20 protein-coding genes and 1 pseudogene are annotated in these 21,575 nt (G+C 61.7%); 18 read left to right on the top strand and 3 right to left on the bottom strand.

Going from position 1 to position 21,575, the window contains the following annotated elements:
• Window position 1: 1 nt before the first annotated feature.
• Together sapA and pspF are read right to left on the bottom strand one after the other, a co-directional pair.
• Window positions 2-1,597, bottom strand: a complete 1,596-nt coding sequence (gene sapA, locus OKC42_RS08640) for an ABC transporter substrate-binding protein SapA (protein ID WP_041202111.1) — start codon at window positions 1,595-1,597, stop codon at window positions 2-4.
• Between the two features lie 108 nt (window positions 1,598-1,705).
• Window positions 1,706-2,734: a phage shock protein operon transcriptional activator gene (gene pspF / locus OKC42_RS08645; protein ID WP_270803715.1), complete on the bottom strand. Its 1,029-nt coding sequence runs from the start codon at window positions 2,732-2,734 to the stop codon at window positions 1,706-1,708.
• A gap of 205 nt (window positions 2,735-2,939) precedes the next feature.
• On the opposite strand from pspF, the gene pspA reads away from it, so the two are divergent.
• The 17 genes and pseudogenes from pspA to OKC42_RS08730 all read left to right on the top strand — a co-directional run bounded on the left by pspA (window position 2,940) and on the right by OKC42_RS08730 (window position 19,443).
• The gene (gene pspA, locus OKC42_RS08650; protein WP_005361184.1) at window positions 2,940-3,626 is read left to right on the top strand and encodes a phage shock protein PspA; all 687 of its coding nucleotides are present in this window, start codon (window positions 2,940-2,942) and stop codon (window positions 3,624-3,626) included.
• Between the two features lie 3 nt (window positions 3,627-3,629).
• A complete protein-coding gene (gene pspB / locus OKC42_RS08655) occupies window positions 3,630-3,866 on the top strand; it encodes an envelope stress response membrane protein PspB (RefSeq protein ID WP_005333672.1) in 237 nt (78 codons plus the stop codon).
• Window positions 3,863-4,267, top strand: coding sequence for an envelope stress response membrane protein PspC (gene pspC / locus OKC42_RS08660; RefSeq protein WP_005333670.1), 405 nt, complete (start codon window positions 3,863-3,865; stop codon window positions 4,265-4,267). The genes pspB and pspC overlap by 4 nt, the downstream gene beginning before the upstream one ends.
• A gap of 101 nt (window positions 4,268-4,368) precedes the next feature.
• Window positions 4,369-5,775, top strand: coding sequence for a YcjX family protein (locus OKC42_RS08665; RefSeq protein ID WP_164979951.1), 1,407 nt, complete (start codon window positions 4,369-4,371; stop codon window positions 5,773-5,775).
• A 53-nt stretch (window positions 5,776-5,828) separates the two neighbouring features.
• Window positions 5,829-6,860 (top strand): YcjF family protein, encoded by a 1,032-nt coding sequence (locus OKC42_RS08670; RefSeq protein ID WP_129503871.1) that lies wholly within the window; start codon window positions 5,829-5,831, stop codon window positions 6,858-6,860.
• Between the two features lie 190 nt (window positions 6,861-7,050).
• Window positions 7,051-7,974: a LysR family transcriptional regulator gene (locus OKC42_RS08675; protein ID WP_005346246.1), complete on the top strand. Its 924-nt coding sequence runs from the start codon at window positions 7,051-7,053 to the stop codon at window positions 7,972-7,974.
• 197 nt (window positions 7,975-8,171) lie between these two features.
• Window positions 8,172-9,317 carry an ABC transporter substrate-binding protein gene (locus tag OKC42_RS08680; RefSeq protein ID WP_019444922.1) on the top strand — a complete coding sequence of 382 codons (1,146 nt, stop codon included), beginning with the start codon at window positions 8,172-8,174 and terminating at the stop codon, window positions 9,315-9,317.
• A gap of 143 nt (window positions 9,318-9,460) precedes the next feature.
• Window positions 9,461-10,474, top strand: coding sequence for an ABC transporter ATP-binding protein (locus OKC42_RS08685; RefSeq protein ID WP_129503872.1), 1,014 nt, complete (start codon window positions 9,461-9,463; stop codon window positions 10,472-10,474).
• Entirely contained in the window at window positions 10,471-11,439 is a 969-nt protein-coding gene (locus OKC42_RS08690; RefSeq protein WP_129503873.1) for an ABC transporter permease, read from the top strand. The genes OKC42_RS08685 and OKC42_RS08690 overlap by 4 nt, the downstream gene beginning before the upstream one ends.
• 35 nt (window positions 11,440-11,474) lie before the next feature.
• Window positions 11,475-12,302 carry an ABC transporter permease gene (locus OKC42_RS08695; protein WP_019444920.1) on the top strand — a complete coding sequence of 276 codons (828 nt, stop codon included), beginning with the start codon at window positions 11,475-11,477 and terminating at the stop codon, window positions 12,300-12,302.
• Between the two features lie 29 nt (window positions 12,303-12,331).
• Entirely contained in the window at window positions 12,332-13,762 is a 1,431-nt protein-coding gene (locus OKC42_RS08700) for a gamma-aminobutyraldehyde dehydrogenase (RefSeq protein ID WP_040069353.1), read from the top strand.
• Window positions 13,763-13,914: 152 nt separating this feature from the next.
• Complete coding sequence (phhA, locus tag OKC42_RS08705) at window positions 13,915-14,709, top strand: phenylalanine 4-monooxygenase (RefSeq protein ID WP_129503874.1); 795 nt, start codon at window positions 13,915-13,917, stop codon at window positions 14,707-14,709.
• 52 nt (window positions 14,710-14,761) lie between these two features.
• Window positions 14,762-15,244: pseudogene (locus OKC42_RS08710) on the top strand (4a-hydroxytetrahydrobiopterin dehydratase); the annotation flags it as partial.
• Window positions 15,245-15,398: 154 nt separating this feature from the next.
• Complete coding sequence (gene tyrR, locus OKC42_RS08715; RefSeq protein ID WP_005333656.1) at window positions 15,399-16,946, top strand: transcriptional regulator TyrR; 1,548 nt, start codon at window positions 15,399-15,401, stop codon at window positions 16,944-16,946.
• Between the two features lie 189 nt (window positions 16,947-17,135).
• On the top strand, window positions 17,136-17,693 hold the full coding sequence (locus tag OKC42_RS08720; RefSeq protein WP_005333646.1) for a YfiR family protein: 558 nt from the start codon (window positions 17,136-17,138) through the stop codon (window positions 17,691-17,693).
• Entirely contained in the window at window positions 17,690-18,919 is a 1,230-nt protein-coding gene (locus tag OKC42_RS08725) for a diguanylate cyclase domain-containing protein (RefSeq protein ID WP_058056947.1), read from the top strand. The genes OKC42_RS08720 and OKC42_RS08725 overlap by 4 nt, the downstream gene beginning before the upstream one ends.
• A gap of 35 nt (window positions 18,920-18,954) precedes the next feature.
• A complete protein-coding gene (locus OKC42_RS08730; protein ID WP_005333642.1) occupies window positions 18,955-19,443 on the top strand; it encodes an OmpA family protein in 489 nt (162 codons plus the stop codon).
• Window positions 19,444-19,540: 97 nt separating this feature from the next.
• Here the strand turns inward: OKC42_RS08730 and OKC42_RS08735 are convergent, their stop codons facing one another.
• The gene (locus OKC42_RS08735; protein WP_005333641.1) at window positions 19,541-20,278 is read right to left on the bottom strand and encodes a TerC family protein; all 738 of its coding nucleotides are present in this window, start codon (window positions 20,276-20,278) and stop codon (window positions 19,541-19,543) included.
• Between the two features lie 120 nt (window positions 20,279-20,398).
• Between OKC42_RS08735 and OKC42_RS08740 the strand changes: the two genes are divergently transcribed.
• Window positions 20,399-21,514 (top strand): ATP-NAD kinase family protein, encoded by a 1,116-nt coding sequence (locus OKC42_RS08740; RefSeq protein WP_270803714.1) that lies wholly within the window; start codon window positions 20,399-20,401, stop codon window positions 21,512-21,514.
• The last annotated feature ends 61 nt before the right edge of the window (window positions 21,515-21,575 follow it).

A 21,575-nucleotide genomic window follows, 5' to 3' on the forward strand; every position in this document is an offset into this window, starting at 1 on the left:
CTTACTCCCTGTGAGCCTGGTTGAAGGAGGTGCCGCCAAAGGGCATCAGCGTCAGCCCCTCGATGTCGCTGCGGCTGACCTGGGTACGCAAGGCGTGCGCCAGCGGGATCAGCGGCAGCTGTTCGTTGAGCAGGGTCTGGGCATAGTAGTAGTTACGCAGCCGGAACGAGAGCTGGGGCGTGGTGACCGCATCATCCAGCAACTGATCGAAGGCCGGGCTACACCAGCGGCTGTAGTTGTTGCCGCGCTCCACTGCCGAGCAGCTCAGCAGCTGGCGGAAGAAGTTGTCCGGATCGGCGTTATCGGCAATCCAGCCGGAGAGCAGACTGTCGTACTGCCCCTTGGTGAGGCGGCCTTCGATCACCGGCCACTCCCGTTGCACGATCTTGAGCTTGATCCCGACCTTGGCCAGATCGCTGCGGATCAGCTGGGCGGTCTTGACCGCATCCGGGTTGTAGGGGCGGGCGTCCGGTTGCACCAGCACCTGCATCTCGAACCCTTTCTCCAGACCCGCCTCCTTGAGCAGCTGGCGCGCCCGTTTCAGATCGGGTTTGCGCTCGGGCAGGCTGGGGTTGTACCCCCATGAGAGAGTCGGCAGCAGGCTGTTGGCGGGCAGGCCGGTATCGAAATAGACCGCCTGCAACAGGTTGTCGATGTTGATGGCGCTGGCAATGGCCTGACGCACCTTGACGTTGTTGAACGGCGGCTTGCGGGTATTGAGGGCCAAAAAGGCGACGTTCATCCCCGACTGGACCGAGAGGCTCAGCGCCGGATTTTGCTTGATCACCGAGAGCTGGCTGGCGGAAGGGGTGCTCATCACGTCGCACTCGCCGGTCAGCAGCTTGGCCAGCCGTTTGGCGGATTTGGGGGTGATGTCGTAGACCAGCTGTTCAATCTTGGCATCGCCACCCCAGTAGCCGGGATGGCGCAGATAGCGAATGAACTCGTTGTGGCGATACTCCTTGAAGCTGAACGGCCCGGTGCCGATGGGGCGGCTATCCAGCAGGGCTGGCGTGCCCGCCTGCAACATCTGCTCGGCGTATTCGGCGGAGAGGATCACCGCATAGTCGCTGGCCAGAGTGGCGAGGAAGGAGGCGTTCGGCTGGTTCAGCTCGAACACTACCGTCTGCGGCCCCTTCTTGCTCACCCGCTTGATCAGCAGATCTTGCCCCAGGCTGTAGAAGTAGGGGTAATCGCCCCCGGACACATTGTGATAGGGGTGCTGCTCGTCCAGCTGGCGGGCATAGGTGAAGACCACGTCATCGGCATTGAAAGTGCGGGTGGGCTTGAACCAGGGGGTATGGTGAAACGTCACCCCCTTGCGCAGGGTCAGGGTATAGGTGAGGCCATCCTCGCTGACATGCCAGTTGGTGGCGAGCGCTGGTTCCAGCGCCAGGGTGTTGGGGTTCACCTCCAGCAGGCGGTCGTAGAGCGGACGGGCACTGGCATCCAGTGTCACCCCGGAGTTGGAAACATGGGGATTGAAGGAGAGGGGGGATCCCTCAGCACAATAGATGAGTCCGGTTTTGGAGGCCTCGGGTTGCTTCTGGCAGCCGGTGACCAGCACCAGCAGACCCAGCAGCAAGGGTGTGAGCATTCTCATTGTTGAACCATGTTCTTATAGGGGTTTTGTACGCACGTTTTGATACAAATGTGCCAGCGCGAAGGCTGGCGTGTTGCTGGAGTCGGCATCAACCGCGCTCCTTCATTCTTGTTCTGCATCGTTATCGCCATCCAGCAGCTGATATTTGCGTAGCATGCCACGGAACTGGTGATAGCTTAAGGCCAGCAGTTGAGCGGCTTTGCGCTGATTATACTGGGATTGCTGCATCGCTTGCTTGAGTAAATTAATCTCGTACTCCGCCACCGCCTGCTTGAGATCGAGCGGCAAGGCGAGGGGGGATGCAGATTGTACCTCGCTTCGGTCCTCTTGCGCAGGTTGCGTGACCTGTGGTCGCCAGGGGGAATCAAACGGGTTGAGCACCAGGGTCGAGAGCGGCAGCTGGGGATTGCCCTGACGATAGATGCTGCGCTCCACCACGTTCTTCAGCTCTCTCACATTGCCCGGCCAGTGGTAATCCAGCAGCAACTGGGTCGCCTTGCGCGAGAAACCGGCAAACAGCGGATAGCCCAGCTCCCGGGTCATGCTGTGGGCGAAGTGCTCCGCCAGCATCAGGATATCTTCCCGCCGCTCCCGCAAGGGGGGGAGGGTGATCACATCAAACGCGAGCCGGTCGAGCAGATCGTGGCGAAACTGCCCCTTGTCGGCCAACGCAGGGAGATCCTCGTTGGTGGCGCAGACCAGTCGCACATCCACCTTGAGGGGCTTGGCCCCACCCACCCGCTCGAACTCGCCATACTCGATGACTCGCAGCAGCTTCTCCTGCACCCGGGCGCTGGTGGTGGCCAGCTCGTCAAGGAACAGGGTGCCGTCATCGGCCCGCTCGAAGCGGCCCTGATGGCGCTTGGCCGCGCCTGTAAACGATCCCGCTTCGTGACCGAACAGCTCGGTTTCCAGCAGGCTCTCGCTCAGGGTGGCGCAGTTGATGGTGACAAAGCTTTGATCCCAGCGCGCCGAGAGATAATGTAGGCGGTGGGCGATCAGCTCCTTGCCCGTCCCCCGCTCACCGATGATCAGCACGGGTTTGCGCAGCGGGGCGAGCCGTGAGGCCTGCTCAATGATCTCGAGAAATGCGTTGGATTCCCCCAGCAGGCTTTCCGTGGCCGTGGTCATAGTGATCCCTGTCAGTTGTAAAAGCTGGTCAATCTTACCAAAAGTTGGTGATTTTAATCATCTCTTGCGCGAGACATCTTGCAATTCGGCTATTCTGCCCCATATAAATCAACAAGTTAAATTTTGTTCCAGATTGGCACACAAGTTGCCATTGTCAATGGAGAAACAACGCCATGCCAGCCATGCCAATAACAGGAGTGCAATCATGAGTATTTTTTCCCGTCTGGCCGACATCATCAATTCCAACCTGACGGCCCTGCTCGACAAGGCAGAAGATCCCCAGAAGATGGTGCGCCTGATCATCCAGGAGATGGAGGACGAGCTGGTCAAGGAGCGCTCCAATCTGGCTCGCTTCCTCGCCAGCCAGAAAGAGATTGGCCGTCAGGTCGCCCGTCATCAGGAGCGGGTCGACGAGTGGCAAGCCAAGGCCGAGCTGGCCCTGACCAAAGGGCGTGAAGATCTGGCCCGCGCCGCCCTTATCGAGAAGAAGAAACAGACCGAGTTGTCAGAGACCCTCTACCGCGAGCAGCAGGCGGTAGACAGCGGTATCGAGAAGCTGGGTGAGGAGATCCGCCAGCTCGAAGCCAAGCTGGAAGATGCCCGCGCCCGTCAAAAGGCGATGGCCATTCGCACTGAAGCGGCCAGCAGCCGTCTCAATGTGCAGAGCCAGGTAGCCCGTGGCGAGAGCCAGGCGGTGGTGAGCAAGTTTGAGCGGATGGAGCGTCGCATCGACGAAATGGAAGCGCGCGCCGATCTGGGTCAGTCCGACAAGGCGCTGGCGCAGCAGTTTGCCGAGCTGGAAGTGGACGATCAGATAAGCCGCGAGTTGGAAGCCATGCGCCAGAAGCTGGGTCAGGGCGACAGCAAAAGCGAAGGCAAACAGGGGGAGTAACAGATGGAAGATCTGCTGGGCGTATTGATGGTTCCCATGGTGGTCTTCATGGTGGTGGTGGCTCCCATCTGGCTGGTGCTGCACTATCGTGCCAAGGGGCGGATTGGCGCCGGTCTTGCCGATAGCGAGCGGGAACAGCTGCAAGGGCTGCTGGCTCGCACCGAGAAGATGCAGGAGCGAGTAGGGGCGCTGGAGTCGATTCTGGATGCGGAAGTACCCGGTTGGAGAAACAAGGTATGAGCAGTGTCAGTCGTGAAGGGCGTAACCTTTATCGCGATCCCCAGCGTGGCAAGATAGCCGGGATCTGTGCCGGTTTGGCTGAGTATTTCGGGGTGGAGACCTGGATCGTGCGGCTGCTCGCCATCAGTGGCCTTATCTTCGCCGGTTTTATTACCTTCACCGCCTATATCGCTGCCTGGTTCTTGCTCGATAAAAAGCCGGTCACACTCTATTCGCAAGAGGATGCCGACTTTGCCGAGGTGCGGATGAAAGCGCGCAGCTGGCAGGCGGGGATCACCCCTCATCAGGCGCTGGGCCGTATCGCGCAGGAACTTGACGCGCTGGAGCCCAGAGTTCAGCGGATCGAGAAGCTGGTGACCTCCAGGGAGTTCACCCTGCAGCGGGAATTTCGCAAGCTGTAGTTCTTGCTGAAGCCCCCATGTCGATGGCGGCGCCTCCCGTGATGCGCCACCATCGACACCAGCTATCCAGATGCAACCACCAAGGGAGAACGGGTCAAGCCTTGATACTCAATAAACTGGAACAGAAGTTGACTCGCCTGCAACACAAGGCGAATGACGTGGTGAACCGGGTGCGGGATCGCCATATTCGGCTGGCGGTGACCGGCCTCTCTCGCAGCGGTAAAACCGCCTTTATCACGGCGCTGGTCAACCAGCTGGAACACGCGGCCATCGATGGCCGTTTGCCGTTGTGGGATGCCCTGCGTCAAGGGCGCATCCTCGGCGCCCGCCGGGTGCCGCAGCTCAATGCCCACATCCCCACCTTTGCCTACGAGCGTGGCCTCGACTCCCTGTTTGGCGATCCACCTGCCTGGCCCGAGCCCACCCGCGGCGTGGCCGAGGTGCGCCTCGAAATCCGCTATCGCACCCGTCACCCTCTGCGCAAGCATCTGGGGGAGATCTCCACCCTCTACGTGGATCTGGTGGACTACCCCGGGGAGTGGCTGCTCGACTTGCCGCTCCTTGAGATGAGCTACGAGCAGTGGAGCGAACAGGTGCGCGAGCAGCTTCGTCGCCCAGAGCTGCAGGCTCTTGCCGCCAGCTGGCTGACACCCGGGTGGCAGGTCGATCAGCGCTTCGAAGAGCGGCCGGTGGCTGAGCTTGCCGAGCGCTACACCGCCTATCTGCATGCCTGCAAACAGGAGCTGGGATTGCACCTTATTCAACCCGGTCGCTTCGTGTTGCCGGGGGAGTATGCCGGTGCCCCCATGCTGCAATTTGTCCCCTGGGTGTGGGAGATGCCTGACAGCGAGCCCGCCGATGGTACCCTCTACGCCACTCTCAGGCAGCGCTTCGAGCAGTACAAACAGCATCTGGTGCAGGGTTTTTATGAGCAGCACTTTGCCGGCTTTGATCGCCAGATCGTGCTGGTGGATTGCCTGCAGCCTCTCAACGCCGGGGCGGCCAGCTTTGGCGACATGCAGCAGGCCATCGCCCGCATCATGGAGAGCTTTGCCTACGGCAAGAGCAACTGGTGGCGGCGACTCTTCTCGCCCCGTATCGACAAGCTGCTGTTTGTGGCGAGCAAGGCCGATCACGTCACCCCCGAACAGCATGCGCCCATGGTCTCCCTGCTCCAGCATCTGGTACGCAGCGGCCGCGGTCAGGCCCGTTTTGAGGGGATCACCACCGAGTGTCTGGCGCTCGCCGCCATCAAGGCGACCGAGGTGGGCAAGGGGGTGGCCAATGGCCGCGAGTTCCCCGCCATCCGTGGCACCAGCCTGAGCGGTGAGCCGCTGCTGCTGTTCCCCGGGGAGGTGCCGCCCCATATTCCACCCGCGCAGTGGTGGAACAATCAGGGCTTTGATTTTCAGGCGTTTCGCCCCATGCCCATGAGCCCCCATCAGGCGCTGCCCCATATCCGGCTCGATGCGGCGCTGGAGTTTCTGCTCGGGGATCACCTCGAATAACGGTGTGCGGTCTTGGCACCTGAGCCGAAGGCTGCGCACAGGAGAACAATGCGATGAACGATCAGATAAAAGAGCGGCCGCCGCTGCAGGGCAAGGTGATCCTTGAGCCTGCCTTGACGGTGGCCAGTGGCGAGCGACCGCCCGCACCAGCCCAGCGGCTGGAGGAGGCGAGTTTCGAGCGTCTAGATGAGCTGGATGAGTTCACCGAGGTGGAGAGCGCCCTCGTCAGCAAACCGCGCCGCCGCCATCGGCTGCTGGCGTGGGGGCTGGGGGCAGTCGGTCTGCTCTCGTTGGGCCAGTATGGTGCCTTTCTTTACGATCAATTTCTCACCACCCCGCTCTGGGGCAGCGCCTGGCTGGCGGCCTCGGCGCTGGTCGCTGCGGGGACCGCCAGCGTGGTGGGGCGCGAGTGGCTGCGGCTGCGCACCCTCAAGCGGCGTCAGGATGTGCGCTCGCGAGCAGAAGATCTGCTGGCTCATCAGGGAGTCGGGCAGGGGCTGGCCTTTTGCGAAGGGTTGGCGGTCAAAAGTGGCGACAAGGGGCGCGAGGGGTATCAAACCTGGCTGGCCCAGCTCGATGAGAGCCACAGCGATCGGGAGGTGCTGACCCTCTACAGCCAGCTGGTATTGAGCGAACGCGACAAGCTGGCCCAGGCGCGGGTGGCCAAATGGTCGGGGGAGGCCGCTGTGCTGGTGGCGCTCAGCCCGCTCGCTACCGTCGACATGATGCTGATGCTGTGGCGCAACCTGCGGATGATCGAGGATATCGCCGATGTCTACGCCATCGAGCTCGGCTACTGGAGCCGCATACGTCTGATCCGTCAGGTGTTTCGCAACATGCTCTACGCCGGTGCTACCGAGCTGGTGACCGAGGTGGGGATGGACTTGCTGGGCGCCGAGTTTGCCGCCAAGCTCTCTGCCCGCGCGGCGCAAGGGGTGGGGGCCGGGCTGCTCACCGCCCGTCTTGGCCTGCGCACCATCGAAGCGTGCCGTCCGCTGCCCTGGTGTGCGGACGAAAAACCCAAACTCGGCGAGCTGCGCAAGCGGCTGATCGGCCAGCTGGCGGGGTATCTCAACAAATCCTGATAGCCCTGTCTGCACCTTGCTGCGATGACCCATGCCCCTGTCGTGCTCGCCAAGCCGCAGGGGCATGGTTTTAATCGGCAGATCATTGAGTTGGCAGCAGTGCCCGGTTTTGGCGAGACGCCCGTTTACGGTTAAGCTGGCAGTCAATCTTACCAATCACACTCATCGAACCAATCGGCAAGGATGCCCGATGAACTTTACCTTTCGCCAGATCCGCTATTTCGTTGCCGTGGCCGACAGTTTTTCAGTGAGCCGCGCCGCCGCCGAGCTGCATATCTCCCAGTCGGCGGTCACCAGCGCCATTCGCGAGCTGGAGACCGAGCTCGGCGCCCCGCTATTCGAGCGCAACCCGCGTGGCGTCACCCTCACCACTCAGGGCCACCAGTTTTTGCTCCACGCCCGCCGTATTCTCGGCGCCATGACCGAGGCGAGCCACTCCCTCAAAGCGGTGGCCCAGCAGGATCAGGGGCGACTCACCATCGGCGTGACCACCTTGGTGGCGGGTTACTACCTCTCAGAGGCGCTTGGCCGCTTTCGCCGTGCCTTTCCGGCGGTACAGATCGAGGTGAAGGAGGATGAACAGCCTTTTCTGGAGCACCAGATCGTCAATGGCGAGGTGGATGTGGGGATCCTGATGACCAACCGTACCATCCGACAAGAGGCGTTTGATACCGAATTGCTGACCCGTTCGCCGCTGCGGCTCTGGCTGGCCGCCAACCACCCGCTCTGCGCCGAGTCGACCCTCTCGCTCACCGCGCTGGGGGAGGAGCCGATGATCTCGCTGACCGCCGATCAGCTCGATCAGATCATCGGTGGCGGCCTGCGCCGCTACGGCATCTCCCCCCGTATCGTGCTGCGCACCGCGTCGGTGGAGGCTGTGCGCAGTCTGGTCGCCAGCCAGCTCGGGGTCGCCCTGTTGCCCGATTTTGCCTATCGCCCCTGGTCGCTGGAGCAGGAGCGGGTCGAGGCGCGCCCCATCAAGGAGCCCATTCCCGCCATCGATATCGGGCTGGTGTGGCGCCGTGGTTCTCGGCTGGATTGGACGGCGCGGGAATTTATCGATATTGCGCGGGATCAGAGCCGGTTGCGGGCCCGTCAGGCGCTCCCTCGCTAGCCATCTCTTGCGGGGTAGCCACCAAAAATCAGATTCATCTGCACTCGATATCGATTTAGCTGATACCTGAGCCATCAAAAATTGAAATATTCATCGTATTGCCACTCCCCTAAGCTCATTGCTGGTTAACAGGATGTTAACGCCCATGGTGGCGTTCCTTCACCTGATGCAAGTCAACACAATGCAAGGAGTGCATGATGAAATTGACCCCTCTGATGCTGGCTCTTGTTCCGGCGCTGCTGGCAGGCCAGACCCAGGCTGCCCCGACCGAGCTCGGCAAGGGTGAAGGCCAGCTCAATATCGTGGCCTGGGCTGGCTACGTTGAGCGTGGCGAGACCGACAAGAACTACGACTGGGTGACCGGATTCGAGAAAGAGACCGGTTGCAAGGTGAGCGTCAAGACGGCGGCCACCTCGGACGAGATGGTGGCGTTGATGAACGAGGGGGGCTTCGATCTGGTGACCGCCTCCGGCGATGCCAGTCTGCGTCTGATTGCCGGTGGCAAGGTGCAGGCGCTCAATCTGGCGCTCATCCCGAGCTACAGCAAGATTGATCCCCGGCTGCAAAATGCCCCTTGGCACACTGTGGATGGCAAGCACTACGGCGTGCCCTACCAGTGGGGCGGCAATATCCTGATGTACAACACCAAGGTGTTCCCCAAGGCACCGGACTCCTGGAACGTGGTGTTCGAGGAGCAGACCCTGGCGGATGGCAAGTCCAACAAGGGGCGGGTGCAGGCCTTTGACGGCCCGATCCACATCGCCGATGCCGCCCTCTATCTGATGACCCATCAGCCCGCCCTGGGCATCAAGGATCCTTACGAGCTGAACGAGGATCAGTACAAGGCCTCCCTCGATCTGCTGCGCAAGCAGCGCCAGCTGGTGGGACGCTACTGGCATGATGCCTTCGTCCAGATCGATGACTTCAAGAACGAAGGGGTGGTTGCGTCAGGCTCCTGGCCGTTCCAGGCCAATGCCCTGATCGCCGACAAGCAGCCCATCGCCACCACTGTGCCGAAAGAGGGAGTGACCGGTTGGGCCGATACCAGCATGGTGCACAGCGATGCCAAGAACCTCACCTGCGCTTACAAGTGGCTGGAACACTCCCTGAGCAACAAGCTGCAGGGGGATCTCGCCGCCTGGTTTGGCTCGGTGCCTGTGGTGCCTGCCGCCTGTGAGGGCAATGCCCTGCTGGGCCCGACCGGGTGCAAAACCAACGGTATCGACAACTTCGATCGGGTTCGCTTCTGGCGCACTCCGGTCTCCCAGTGCAAGAGCCAGGGAACTTGCGTGCCCTATTACCGCTGGGTTTCCGACTATATCGCCATTCTGGGCGGCCGCTAAGGTGGGGTGAGCAAGGTGGTCGGAACCGTTGCCACCTTGCCAACGGCAGGGGAGCTGCGCCTCCTCTGCACGACTGCCGAGAGCGGATAATCAAGCGGGCCGGACAGGAGTCCGGCCAATCCCAGTACAGACAAGGACGCCCCATGAACGCCGTACAATTTGACCGGGTCAGTCGCCACTATGGCGAGGTGAAGGCGGTTGACGACATCTCTTTCCAGATCCCTTCCGGGGAATTCTTTACCCTGCTGGGGCCGAGCGGTTCCGGCAAGACCACCTGCCTGCGGATGATCGCGGGCTTTGAGTACCCGAGCGAGGGGGAGATCCGCCTGTTTGGCGAACCCTGCTCCACCGTGCCCCCCTACGATCGCAACCTCAATACCGTGTTTCAGGACTACGCCCTGTTTCCCAACATGGATGTGCGCGACAACATCGGCTATGGCCTGATGCTCAAGGGGGTCGCCAAGGCACAGCGTTACCGCAAGGTGGACGAGATGCTGGAGCTGGTGCGACTGCCTGGGGTCGGCAAGCGCCGCCCAAGCCAGCTCTCCGGCGGCCAGCGCCAGCGCATCGCCATCGCCCGGGCGCTTATCAACCAGCCACGCATCCTGCTGCTGGACGAGCCGCTGGGGGCCCTCGATCTCAAGTTGCGCGAGCAGATGCAGCTTGAGCTCAAGGCGTTGCAACGCCAGTTGGGCATCACCTTTATCTTCGTCACCCACGATCAGCAGGAGGCGCTCTCAATGAGCGACCGGATCTGCATCTTCAGTCAGGGCAAGATCGAGCAGATTGCCGCCCCCGATACCATCTACGACGCTCCGGCGACGCCGTTTGTGGCCCGCTTCGTTGGCACCGTCAATCTGTTCGAAGGGGAGCAGGCCAGACGGCTGTGCGGCGACGGCAGCCAGATGATGGTGCGCCCGGAGCGGATCCGGCTCGCTGAGGCGGGTGCGCCGGGCTGGTCGGGAGAGATCCGCGAGGTGGAGTATCTGGGTCCCTTCGTCCGTTATCGGGTTGATCTCGGGGAGCAGCTCGAGATCATCGTCAACCACCCCAATGAGGGGCAGGCCCGTCTGGCCCGTGGCAGCAGGGTCAGCCTCAGCTGGCCGGAGCAGGCCATCCATCGCCTGAGCGGCGCCCATCAGGGGGCGCAGCCATGAGTGCCCCTCACAGTGCGAGTCTTGCCATGAACCATCAGCCCGAACCTGCCCGTTTCAGGCCGCTGCGGCGCCTCTCGACCCTGCTCTATGGTCGGCCCGGCCTGCTGCTGGCGATCCTGCTGGGGCCGCCGCTGATGTGGCTCGGCATCATCTATGTCGGCTCCTTGCTGATGCTGCTTTCCAACTCCCTGTTCGGGCTGGACGAGTTCAGCGGTCAGGTGCGCCACGAGCTGGGGCTGCAAAACTTCGTCGCCCTGCTGCGACCGGAGAATCTGGATGTGATCGGCCGCACCGTCGGCATGTCGCTGCTGGTGACCCTGGCCTGCGCCCTGCTCGGTTTTCCGGTTGCCTACTACATGGCACGCTACACCAGTGGCAAGACCCGGGCGCTGTTCTATGTGGGGATCATGCTGCCGCTCTGGTCCAGCTATCTGGTGCGGGTCTACGCCTGGAAGCTGATCTTGGCCAAGGAGGGGGTAGTGAGCTGGCTGGCGGACAGCATGGGGTTGGAGTGGCTGCTCGATGCCATCCTCTCCCTGCCGGTGATCGGTGGCCCGTCGCTCTCCTTCTCGCGGCTCGGCACCTTTATCGTGTTCGTCTATGTCTGGCTGCCCTTCATGATCCTGCCCATTCAGGCGGCGGTGGAGCGTATTCCGCGATCCCTGCTGGAGGCGAGCAGCGATCTGGGGGCGACACCCGCCCAGACCTTTCGCAACCTGATCCTGCCGCTGGCGTTGCCCGGTGTGGTGGCGGGCTCCATTTTCACCTTCTCGCTGACCCTAGGTGATTACATCATCCCCGGCATCATCGGCAACTCGACCATGTATATAGGTCAGGTGGTCTACATGCAGCAGGGAACGGCGGGCAATCTGCCCTTTGCCGCCGCCTTCTCGCTGGTGCCGATCCTTATCATCGCCATCTATCTGGCGATTGCGAAACGACTGGGGGCTTTTGATGCGCTTTGACCCTATCGCTTTGAACCGGCAGCAAGGAGGCCGTCATGTCAGCTAGCTCAATGAGCCGTCAGGGAGAGCGCCCTTCGGGCCTGCTCAAGTACGCCGCCATCGGCGGGCTTCTGTTCCTGCACTTTCCCATTCTGTTTATCTTCCTCTACGCCTTCACCAGCGAGAGCAAGAGTTACCAGTTTCCGCCCCCCGGGCTCACCCTCAAATGGTTCGAGGTGACCCTCAATCGCCCCGATGTGTGGCGTGCTATCCAGTTGTCGCTGGAGGTAGCGGGGCTGGCGACGCTGGCGGCCATGATCCTCGGCACCTTGGCGGCAGGGGCCATTGCCCGCAGCCGCTTCTTCGGTCAGGAGGTGGTGTCGCTGTTGCTGGTGTTGCCCATCGCGCTGCCCGGTATCGTCACCGGTATCGCGCTGCGCTCGGCCTACGGCTTGATGGAGATCCCGTTCAGCTTCTGGACCATCGTTATCGGCCACGCCACATTTTGTGTGGTGGTGGTCTACAACAATGCGCTGGCCCGTTTTCGCCGCACCAACCAGAGCCTCATCGAGGCGTCGATGGATCTCGGGGCCGACGGCTTCCAGACCCTGCGCTACGTGATCCTGCCCAATCTGGCCACGGCGCTGCTGGCGGGGGGCATGCTGGCCTTTGCCCTGAGTTTTGACGAAGTGATCGTCACCACCTTTACGGCGGGCCAGCAGACCACCCTGCCCATCTGGATGTATCAGGAGCTGATCCGTCCCCGTGACAGGCCGGTCACCAACGTGGTGGCCCTCATCATAGTGGCCTTCACCACTATCCCTATTTTGCTTGCCTACTACCTCACTCGCGACACCCATGATGTCGCTGGCAGTGGTAAATGATGACTCAACGCGTGCGCAAGGATGCAACCATGAAACTCTCTACCCAACTCTTGATTGATGGCCAGTTTGTGACCGGCGAGGGGCAGGCCGAACCCATTCTCAACCCGGCCAATGGCGAGCAGATCGCCGCCGTACCCGAAGCCTCGTTCGAACAGGTGAACCGGGCGGTGAACGGTGCCCAGCGCGCCTTCGCCCAGTGGAGCCGCACCACCCCGGCAAGCCGCAGCAACCTGCTGCTGCGTCTGGCGGATCTCGTCGAGCGCCACGCCGAGGAGTTTGCGGCGCTCGAATCCCTCAACTGCGGCAAACCCTATCTGGCTGTGCTCAATGACGAGCTGCCTGCGGTGGTGGACTGCTTCCGCTTCTTTGCCGGGGCGGCCCGCTGTCTGCAAGGGCCGCTGGCGGGGGAGTATCTCGAGGGGCACACCAGCATGATCCGCCGCGACCCCATAGGTGTTGTGGGCAGTATCGCCCCCTGGAACTACCCGCTGATGATGGCGGCCTGGAAGATGGCGCCGGTGCTGGCGGCGGGCAATACGGTGGTGCTCAAACCCTCCGAGCAGACCCCGCTCACCGCCTTGCGTCTTGCCGAACTGGCCAGCGAGATCTTCCCCCGCGGCGTTATCAACGTCATCTGCGGGCGGGGGGAAAGCGTGGGGGCACCGCTGGTGGAGCACCCGCTGGTACGGATGGTGTCGCTCACCGGCGATATCGCCACCGGCCAGAAGATCCTGCAAAGCGCCGCCCGCACCATGAAGCGCACCCACCTTGAGCTGGGGGGCAAGGCACCGGTGATCATCTTCGACGATGCTGATCTGGAGGCGGTGGTAGCGGGCATTCGCACCTTCGGCTTCTACAATGCAGGGCAAGATTGCACCGCCGCCTGCCGTATCTATGCCCAGGGCAAGATCTACGACAAGTTTGTCGCCGCCATGACCGATGCGGTGGCCTCCATCAAGGTGGGAAGTCAGTACGAGGAGGGTGTGGAGATGGGGCCGCTTATCTCGGACAGACAGCGCAACCGGGTCGCCAGCTTTGTCGAGCGGGCCCAGAGCAGCGGTCATGTGGAGGTGACGGCGGGGGGCAAGATCCGTCCCGGCAACGGCTTCTTCTTCGAGCCGACCCTGATTGTCGGGGCCCGGCAGGAGGATGAGATCGTGCGCCGCGAGGTGTTTGGCCCCGTGGTGTCGGTGACCCGTTTCAACGATGCCGAGCAGGTGGTGCAGTGGGCCAACGACTCGGACTATGGCCTCGCCTCGTCGGTCTGGACCAAGGATTTGAGCCTCGCCAGCAAGGTGGCCAGCCACTTGCAATATGGCTGCACCTGGATCAACACCCACTTCATGCTCACCTCCGAGATGCCCCACGGCGGCATGAAGATGTCGGGCTACGGCAAGGATCTCTCCCTCTATGCGCTGGAGGATTACACTGTGCCGCGCCATATCATGGTCAAGTTGTAGTGGGGATTGGTTAGCGGCTTGTCACAATTTATTTACAACTGTTTCAGGCAGTCGACTCATGGGTCGGCTGCTTTTTTTGTTGCCATTTCGTTACAGTGAAACCGTGATGAAACGGCAAGGCGCCTGATGTGGCGCCAGAGGATGGAACCGCTATGGCAACCTTCTACACCGCCCACCAGCCGGATGCTGACGGGGTGATCCACTACAGCAACGAGGAGCATGGTACCTGGCAGATCCTGATCGAACGTCAGTTCGCCGCTCTCGATGGCAAGGGGTGTAACGAGTATCTGGCCGGTCTCGACAGACTGGGGCTGCCCCGTGATCGCATCCCCCAGCTGGCCGAGATCAATGCCGTCTTGCAGCCTGCGACCGGCTGGTCGGTGGCGGCGGTGCCTGCGCTTATTTCGTTCGATCGCTTCTTCGCCCTGCTAGCCAACCGCCAGTTTCCGGTAGCGACCTTTATCCGGCGCCGGGACGAGCTCGACTACCTGCAAGAGCCGGATATCTTTCACGAGATCTTCGGCCACTGCGCCATGCTGACCAATCCGGCCTTTGCCCACTTCACCCACCTCTACGGTCAGTTGGGGCAGCAGGCGAGCAAGGAGCAGCGAGTTTTTCTGGCGCGGCTCTACTGGTTCACCGTGGAGTTTGGCCTCTTGGCGACGCCGGACGGGCTGCGTATCTACGGTGGCGGCATTCTCTCCTCCATTGGCGAGACCGCCTATGCCCTTTCCGGCAAGCCGCTGCTGCAACCCTTCGATCTACTGACTGTGCTGCGCACCCCCTATCGCATCGACATCATGCAGCCCACCTATTTTGTGCTGCCGAGTCTCGATCATCTCTACCAGCTGACCGGGGAGGAGATCATGGCTGCTCTGGCCGAGGCCAGTCGGCTTGGCCTCTATCCGCCGCGCTTTGAGGTTCCCGTTGGCAAACAGGCGAGCTGACCAAAAGCAAACAACCCTATTTCATTTTCATTAATTCAAGCAGGAGTAACCCATGTCCGAACTGGCCAGCCAGCAGTGTGAAGCGTGTCGCGCCGATGCCCCCAAGGTGAGCGATGAGGAGCTGCGCGAGCTGATGCAGCTTATTCCCGACTGGCAGCCGCTGGTGGAGGAGGGGGCGCTGCAACTGCGGCGAGAATTTACATTTCGCAACTTCAAGGAGGCGCTGGCGTTTACCAACCGCCTGGGGGAGCTGGCGGAAGCGGAGTTCCATCATCCGGCCATCCTGACCGAGTGGGGGAAGGTGACCGTCAGCTGGTGGACCCACAAGATCGGCGGATTACACCGCAACGACTTCATCATGGCTGCGCGTACAGACCAATTGCCCAGATAATCTGAGAACAGGTTGAGGCGGAGTATCCCCCTTCCTGCATTTCTGACCGAATGGGGGAAGGTGACCGTCAGCTGGTGGATGCATAAGATCGGCGGTTTGCATCGCAACGACTTCATCATGGCGGCGCGTACCGATCAGTTGCTCCGGTAATGGCGCCCCACACCAGCGTCATCGGTTGACCCGGGCCTGCCTGCGAAAGCGGGGCGGGCCCGCATTTTTATGGGCTGGCGCTCGCACTGGGGGGATCGAGACTGTATTATCCGCTCATTCATAGAGTTAGCTAGGAAGTGTGTCCCGAATGCGTCTTGAAGTCAGCTGTGAAGACCGCCTGGGCCTGACCCGGGAACTGCTCGACCGCCTGGTGGAGCACAATATCGATCTGCGCGGCATCGAAATCGATACCTCAGGCATCATCTATCTCAACTTTCCCGAGCTGGAGTTCAGTGATTTTCAGCATTTGATGCCGGAGATCCGCCGCATTCCCGGCGTCTACGACGTCAAGACCATCCCCTACATGCCTTCCGAGCGAGAGCATCACGAGATTGAGGCGTTGCTCAAGGCGCTGCCGGATCTGGTCTTCTCCCTCGACAGCAAGGGCAAGGTGACCCAGGCCAACCAGTCTGCCCTCACCACCCTCGGCTTGCCGGTGGAGGAGGTACGCGGCGTGGCGCTCGGTTCGCTGGTCAAGGGTTTCTCCTTCACCCGCTGGCTGGAGGCGAGCGAGATCAAGCCGCAGACCTGCAAGCTCAGTTTCAATGGCGAAGAGTATCTGGCAGATCTGATGCCGCTGTTCGTGGCAGAAGCCCGCGGCAAGCAGGCGCTGGCCGGGGCCGTGGTGGTGCTCAAATCTGCCCGTCGGGTCGGCCTGCACTTCAGCGCGCTTCATGCGGTGGAAGTGGGGGGCTTCGAGCATCTGCAGGCCGAGAGCCCCAAGATGAAAGAGGTGCTGTCGCAAGCGCGCAAACTGGCGATGCAGGACGCGCCGCTGTTGATTGTCGGTGAGACCGGTACCGGCAAGGAGCTGCTGGCCCGTGCCTGTCACGGGGCCAGCCTGCGCTCCAGCCACCCCTTTATGGCCCTCAACTGCGCTGCCATGCCCGATAACGTGGCCGAGAGCGAGCTGTTTGGTTATGCCCCCGGCGCCTTTGGCAACAACACCGAGGGCAAGCGCGGCGTGCTGGAGCTGGCGAGCGGCGGCACCCTGATGCTGGACGAGATCGGCGACATGTCTCCCCATCTGCAAACCAAGTTTTTGCGGGTGTTGCAGGATGGGGTATTCCGCCGGGTCGGTGACGAGCAGGAGGTGAAGGTCAACGTGCGTTTCATCTGCACTACCCAGAAGCAGTTGCTGGATCTGGTGCACGAAGGAACCTTCCGCGAGGATCTCTACTACCGTCTCAACGTGCTCAGTCTGGCGTTGCCCCCCCTGCGCGAGCGCAAGGCGGACATCATGGTGCTGGCCCAGCAGTTTGTCTCCCGCTTTGCCAGCGAGTTGCAGCGACCCCGTCCGCGCTTTACCCGCAACATGGCCGACTACCTGACCGCCTACCGCTGGCCGGGCAACGTGCGCCAGCTGCGCAACTGTCTCTACCGTGCCATGACCCTGCTGGAAGGGGATGAGCTGGGGCCCGAGCAGATCGACCTGCCGGTGGCGGCCGATACCATGCCGCTGATCGACGAGTGGTTTGAGGGGAATCTCGACGATGCGGTGAAGCGCTTCGAGAGCCAGCTGCTGGCCCGGCTCTATCCCGCCTTCCCGTCGACGCGCCAGCTGGCCAAACGCCTGGGCGTGTCGCATACCGCCATCGCCAACAAGCTGCGGGAATACGGCATCAGCAAGAAGTGATTTCCACCTTGCTGCCTGCCACCAGAGAGCCCGTTACCAGACGGGCTCTGCGTTTTCTTTACACGAACTCTGTAGTTGATGGCGGGGTGAGACTTGTCAGGCCAGTGTCAGCCAACTTACTATCTGGATTCATGTACCCGAACCGCAATGCCATAGCAGCGGTATTGTCAAGGCGACTACCTCCCGATCATGCTGTTACTCTTTTCCCCCCGTTTAACTGCCCGTCTGGCGCTCCTGTTGGTTGCGTTTGGCCTGCTGTTGCCCCGCGCGCTGGCGGAAACGGCCGCAGAGAGCCGGGCGACGGCGGTCAGGGAGCTGGTGCTCGATATCATGAGTTACACCCGCTGGCCCACCGAGCCTGCGGTACTGCGCATGTGCGTGGCGGCGCCGACCGAATATGCCGGCGCCCTCTTTACCATCGATCGTCAGGCCAATGGCCGTACCGTGCAGGTCCATCGTTACGAGGCGAGCGATCCGGCCATCAGCGATCACTGCGATGTGCTCTATCTGGGGGTACTCGACGAGCCGACCCGGATTGCGCTGTTTGCCCGCCTGCAGGGACACCCAGTGCTCAGCATCAGCGAATACAACCACGACTGTTCCACCAGCTCGGTGTTCTGCCTGCAGACCTCGCCGGACAGCGTGCGGGTGCGGTTTAAAGTGAACCTCGATGCCCTGGCCCTGAGCGGCGTGCGGGTGCATCCCGCGGTGCTCAAGCTGGCTCATGCCGACAAGGGGGTCCCATGAGACGACAGGTGAGCGCGGCTCCCCGCCGTCTGACCCTGCGTCAGAGCCTGGGGCGAACCCATCTGGTGGCCGCCATCACAGCCGTCAGCGTGGCGGGACTCTTTTTTACACTGGTGGCCCTACTGGTAGTGCGTTTTTACGCCGACCACAATTTGGAGCTGGTAGCCCGCGCCATCAGCTACAGCGCCGAGGCGGCGGTGGTGTTCCACGATGAGGAGGCGGCGAGCGAGGCGCTCAGTGGTATCGTTGCCAAGGAAGAGGTGGCCGAAGCCACTATCGTGCTGACCAATGGTCAGCTGCTTGCCAGTTGGGAACGCCCCAGAAGCAACCCGCTGGTGACGCTCGAAGACTATCTGGCCCAACTGCTGATGCCAGGGCCTGTCAAGCTCCCCATGCTGCGGGGTGGTGAGCAGATCGCCACCATCGAGCTGCGTGGCCACGGTGAATATCTGTTGCTGTTTTTGCTCTCGGCGCTGCTAGTGATGGTGGTTTGCCTGATGCTGAGCGCCATGGTGGCACTCTATGTGGCCGACCGGATGCAGGTCTCCATCACCGCACCGCTGCGCAAACTGGCACTTGTCGCCCACTCGGTACGCCGACAGCGCACCCTGGGGATGCGGGCGCCACCGGCCGATATCGTCGAGATTAACGAGCTGGGGGATGACTTCAACTCCCTGCTGGACGAGCTGCAAGCCTGGCAGGCCCAGCAGGCCCGCGAAAATGCCAGCCTGCTCCATCAGGCGACTCACGATGCCCTCACCGGACTGCCCAATCGCGCCCTGTTTGAAGCGCGGCTCGCGCAGGCCATCTCCCTCGGCGAGCAAGAGGGGTTTGCGCTGCTCTATCTCGACTGCGATCGTTTCAAGCAAATTAATGACACGTTGGGGCACAACGCCGGTGACGATGTGCTGATCGCGCTCTCAAGACGGGTGCAACATCAGTTGCGTCCGGATGATCTGGTGTTTCGCCTCGGTGGTGACGAGTTTGCGGTGCTGGTTGGTCCACTCCAGCGACAGCATGAGGTGGAAGAGGTGATTGGCCGCATCCAGCAGGCGATGAGCGAACCGGTGGCGCTGCGTGACGGTCGTCAGCTGGTGGCAGAGGTGAGTGTCGGCTTTGCCGTCTATCAGGCGGGCATGAGTGCCAGCGTGCTGTGTGATCAGGCCGATGCAGCCATGTATCTGGCGAAACGGGCGCGCCGCAGCGAACAGCAAACCATCGCCTGACTGGCAAGCATAACAACATAAACAAGGAGCAAACCATGAAGATCACCCACCTGTTGAAAGTGACCCTGCTGGGGTTGATGTTGTCACTGCTGGCCGGTTGCCAGAGTGCCCCCAAGGGGTTGACCCCGGAGCAGATCGCCGTGCTCAAGGAGCAGGGCTTTTATCTGACCGATGAGGGGTGGACGCTGGATCTGGCCAACCGGGTGCTGTTTGCCAACAACGTGGGGGCGCTCAATCCCCAGACTCGCCAATCCGTTGAAAAACTGGGTAAAACACTGCTTGGCGTAGGGTTGGACAAGGCGCGGGTGGATGGCCACACCGATAATACCGGCGAGAGCAGCTACAACCAGCAGCTCTCCCTGAAGCGGGCCCAGTCGGTGGCCGATGTGCTGGTCTCGGTCGGCATGAAGCCAGCCAATCTGGAGATCCATGGCCGTGGCGAGACCATGCCGCTGGCGGATAACAAGACCAGAGAGGGCCGGGCCGCCAACCGCCGGGTTGCCATCGTCATCAGCGATCAATAACCCTTTCATCGTTTCGTTACCCATAAAAAAAAAGAGCGCCCGATCGGCGCTCTTTTTGATCGCGACAGCTGGGGTCGCGAGGGCATGTGGGGCAGGGTTACTGCGCGCTATTTTGCCCGTTATTGTCGTGATGGCTGCGCAGGCGGATGTTGATCATCTCCACCACCAGCGAGAAGGCCATGGCGAAGTAGATGTAGCCCTTCGGAATATGCAGGTCCATCCCCTCGGCCATCAGGGCGAAACCGACCAGGGTGAGGAAGGAGAGGGCCAGCATCTTGATGGTGGGGTGGCTGTCGACGAAATCACCGATGGATTTGGCGGCAAACATCATGATGAAGACGGCGATCATGATGGCCAGCACCATCACCGGCACGTGATCGGCCATACCGACTGCGGTGATCACCGAGTCGAGGCTGAAGACGATATCGAGGATGGCGATCTGGATCAGGGTGCTGATAAAGCCCGAGGCCGCTTTGCTGACGCTCTCCGGCTCGGCCGCCCCTTCCAGGGTGACGTGGATCTCGTGAGCACTCTTGCCGATGAGGAACAGGCCCCCCAGCAGCAGGATCAGATCACGGCCGGAGATGGCTTCACCCAGCACGGTGAAGAGCGGATCGGTGAGGCGCATCACCCAGGCCAGCGAGAGCAGCAGCAGGATCCGGGTACCCATGGCGAGCCCCAGACCCAGAATGCGCGCTTTTTGACGCTGCGCCTCCGGCAGGCGACCTACCAGGATGGAGATAAAGATGATGTTGTCGATGCCCAGCACGATCTCGAGCAGGGTAAGGGTGGCGAGTGCGACCCAGGCAGAGGGATCAAGAACCCATTCCAGCATGATTGAACCTTGGTTGAAAATTGGTTGGAAAATTGAAGCAGCGCATTCTAGCAGGGGCGCCACTGCTTGTCCCAGAGGGGGGAAAAGATAAAAATGGTGACCATCGCAAGGGAGGCTGGCATGTTTCGATTAGGGTTCATTATTAATCCGGTTGCCGGGATTGGTGGCGCAGTGGGGCTCAAGGGCAGTGACGGCGTGGTGGATGAGGCGCTTGCTCGTGGTGCCGTGCCCAAGGCGCAGGATCGGGCGCGGCAAGCTCTGTTGCCACTGTGCGAGCTGAGCGTCCCGTTTGAACTGCTGACGGTAGCGGGAGAGATGGGGGAGGCGGTGGCCCGATCTCTGGGACTACCCTGTCGAGTCATCTATCAACCGGCCGGGGAGAGCTCCTCGGCCGATGATACCCGCCACGCCGCCGGGCTGATGCGCGAAGCCGGGGTCGATCTGCTGCTGTTTGCCGGTGGCGATGGCACGGCGCGGGATATCTGCGCCGCGGTGGGGGAGTCCTGCCATGTGCTCGGCATTCCCGCGGGGTGCAAGATCCACTCCGGCGTCTACGGGGTGACGCCCGCAGCCAGCGGGCGGGTGGTGGCGCGGATGATTGCTGGGGAATTGCTCAGCCTGATCGATGCCGAGGTGCGCGACATCGACGAGGAGGCGTTTCGCGCGGGCAAGGTGCGGGCCCGCCACTACGGCCAGCTGAAGGTGCCCGGTGATCTGCGTTATGTGCAGGCGGTCAAGCAGGGGGGAAAGGAGTCCGAAGAGCTGGTGTTGGCGGATCTCGCCGCCGGTGTGGTGGAGCAGATGGAGCCCGATACCCTCTATCTGATGGGCTCCGGCAGCACGGTGGCAGCCTGTATGGCAGAGCTCGGTCTGGAAAATACTTTGCTCGGTGTGGATCTGGTGGAAAATGGCCGACTTATCGGGCAGGATCTCAGCGCCGCCGAGATCCTGACCCGGATCCGCGGCCGTCGCTGCCGACTGATCATTACCCTGATCGGCGGACAGGGACATCTGTTCGGGCGCGGAAATCAGCAATTGAGTCCTGAGGTGATTCGGTGTGTCGGGCTGGAGAATATCCAGGTGCTGGCAACCAAAGCCAAGCTTGCCGCCCTTGCGGGCAGGCCGCTGCTGGTGGACACCGATGATCCCGAATTAAACCGGGCGTTGCGTGGTTATCTGCGAATAACCACGGGATACAAGGATCAGGTCATCTACCCGGTGGCCAACCCGGAATAGGACGCCAAGGACGCTGCTGGCCTGGCGCCAGAGAGCTGCAATCAACCGGATTGCGGTTCCA

Origin of the sequence: Aeromonas sp. Y311-2 (genome assembly GCF_027706025.1) — a bacterium.
Taxonomy (GTDB): domain Bacteria; phylum Pseudomonadota; class Gammaproteobacteria; order Enterobacterales; family Aeromonadaceae; genus Aeromonas; species Aeromonas veronii.